This is a genomic window from Ornithinibacter sp. (genome assembly GCF_035443565.1).
In the GTDB taxonomy this organism is placed as follows: domain Bacteria; phylum Actinomycetota; class Actinomycetes; order Actinomycetales; family Dermatophilaceae; genus Fodinibacter.
In genome coordinates, this window is sequence record NZ_DAORSO010000159.1 from 1 (window position 1) to 2003 (window position 2003).

Here is a 2003-nt window from a genome sequence, read left to right on the forward strand (position 1 = left end):
GGCTCCCCGACGACGACCTACGCCGAGAACATCGGTGTCATGGCGGCGACCCGGGTCTACTCCACCGCCGCCTACTACGTGGCCGCGGCGGTCGCGATCCTGTTCGGCCTCTCCCCCAAGTTCGGCGCCCTCGTCGCCTCCATCCCCGGTGGCGTCCTCGGCGGGATCACGGTCGTCCTCTACGGCATGATCGGCCTGCTCGGCGCCAAGATCTGGAAGGAGAACGGGGTCGACTTCGCGAACCCGATCAACCTCGTGCCGCTCGCTGCGGGCATCGTCATCGGCATCGGCGACGTCAAGATGAAGGTCAGCGACGACTTCACCCTGAGCGGCATCGCCCTCGGCACCATCGTGGCCATCGCCGGCTACCACCTGGCCCGCGTCATCGCGCCGTCCGAGCTGCGCGAGCACGCCGATGGCACGGCGCTGGCCGTCGGCGACTACGTCTACGGCGACGCGGACCAGATCGACGACCTCTACCAGGACGGCTACCCGGGTTCCACCGACCGCAAGTAACCCCCACGACCACCCCGCCCGGGTCGACCCCTCGAGCACCCGGGCGGGGTGCCTCTTTCCCGACCAACCCCCGACAGGCAGGATCGACCAGGTGAAACCCGGACCGTTCGTGCACCACGCCCCCACGACCGTCGACGAGGCCGTCGCCGTGCTCGGCGAGGTCGGCCACGACGGCAAGGTCCTCGCCGGCGGCCAGAGCCTGATCCCGGTGCTGTCGATGCGCCTGGCCAACCCGGGCCACCTCGTCGACATCAACGGCGTGGCGGGGTTGGATGCCGTGCACGTCACCGACACCGCGGTGCGCATCGGTGCGCTCGTCCGGCACGCCGGGCTCGAGCAGCACGACGGGGCAGCCACCGCCCTGCCCCTGCTGCGCCAGGCCCTGCGCAACGTCGCCCACCCGGCGATCCGCAACCGCGGCACCACCGTCGGCTCGATCGCCCACGCCGACCCGGCCGGTGAGATGCCCTCCGTGCTCGTGCTGACCGACGGTGTCGTCGAGGCGGTCGGGCCGGGTGGCCGCCGCGAGATCGCTGCGACCGACTTCTTCCTCGGCCCGCTCGAGACGAGCCTGGCCGACGACGAGCTCGTCGAGGCGGTGCGGTTCACCCGCTTCGGCCCCGGCACCCGCACGGCCTTCCTCGAGTCCAGCCGCCGCCACGGCGACTACGCCCTGGCCGGGGTGGCCGTGGCCGTCGACGTCGCGGACGGTGTCGTGGTCAGCGCCCGCGCCGGCTTCGTGTCCGTGACGCCCGTGCCGTTGGTGCTCGACCTGACCCCGGTGCTCGGCGGTCGGGATGCCGGTGCTCCGGTGCCCGACGAGGTCACCGATGCCGTGCGCGAGTTCGTCGACCCCGAGGGCGACATCCACGCCACCGCCGACTACCGCCGGATGCTCGCCGCCGAGCTCACCCGCCGCGCCCTGGCGACGGCCACCCACCCGACACCCGCAGCCGACCCGGCACCCACCACCGCCCAGGAGTCCGTCGCATGAGCGAGCAGACGACCGACACGCCCCCCGAGCAGCTGCTGAGCATCAGCCTGCGCGTCAACGGGGTGACGCGCACGGCATCCGCCCCCGCCCGCCGCCTGTTGTCGGACTTCCTGCGCCACGACCTCGGCCTCACCGGCACCCACGTCGGCTGCGAGCACGGCGTGTGCGGGGCGTGCACGGTGCTCGTCGACGGGCAGCCGATGCGCGCGTGCCTGATGTTCGCCGTCAGCGCGCAACGCCACGAGGTGACGACGATCGAGGGCATCGGCAACGACCCCGAGAAGCTCAGCCCGGTCCAGCAGGCCTTCACCGAGTGCCACGCCCTGCAGTGCGGGTTCTGCACCCCCGGGTTCGTCACGACGATCACGGCCTACCTCGAGGACAACCCCGACCCCACCCCCGAGGAGGCCCGCGAGGCGATCTCGGGCAACCTGTGCCGCTGCACGGGGTACCAGAACATCGTGTCGGCGGTCTGCCGCGCCGCCGAGATCCG

At 72.3% G+C, this 2003-nt stretch carries 3 protein-coding genes; all 3 read left to right on the top strand.

What is annotated here, in order from left to right:
* Nucleotides 1-516, top strand: a 516-nt coding sequence (locus tag PLL68_RS12410) for a solute carrier family 23 protein (protein ID WP_324534530.1), incomplete at its 5' end; no start/stop codon positions are given.
* Nucleotides 517-607: 91 nt separating this feature from the next.
* Nucleotides 608-1510 carry an FAD binding domain-containing protein gene (locus tag PLL68_RS12415; RefSeq protein WP_324534532.1) on the top strand — a complete coding sequence of 301 codons (903 nt, stop codon included), beginning with the start codon at nucleotides 608-610 and terminating at the stop codon, nucleotides 1508-1510.
* Nucleotides 1507-2003, top strand: a 497-nt coding sequence (locus PLL68_RS12420; protein ID WP_324534534.1) for a (2Fe-2S)-binding protein, incomplete at its 3' end; no start/stop codon positions are given. The genes PLL68_RS12415 and PLL68_RS12420, both read left to right, overlap by 4 nt.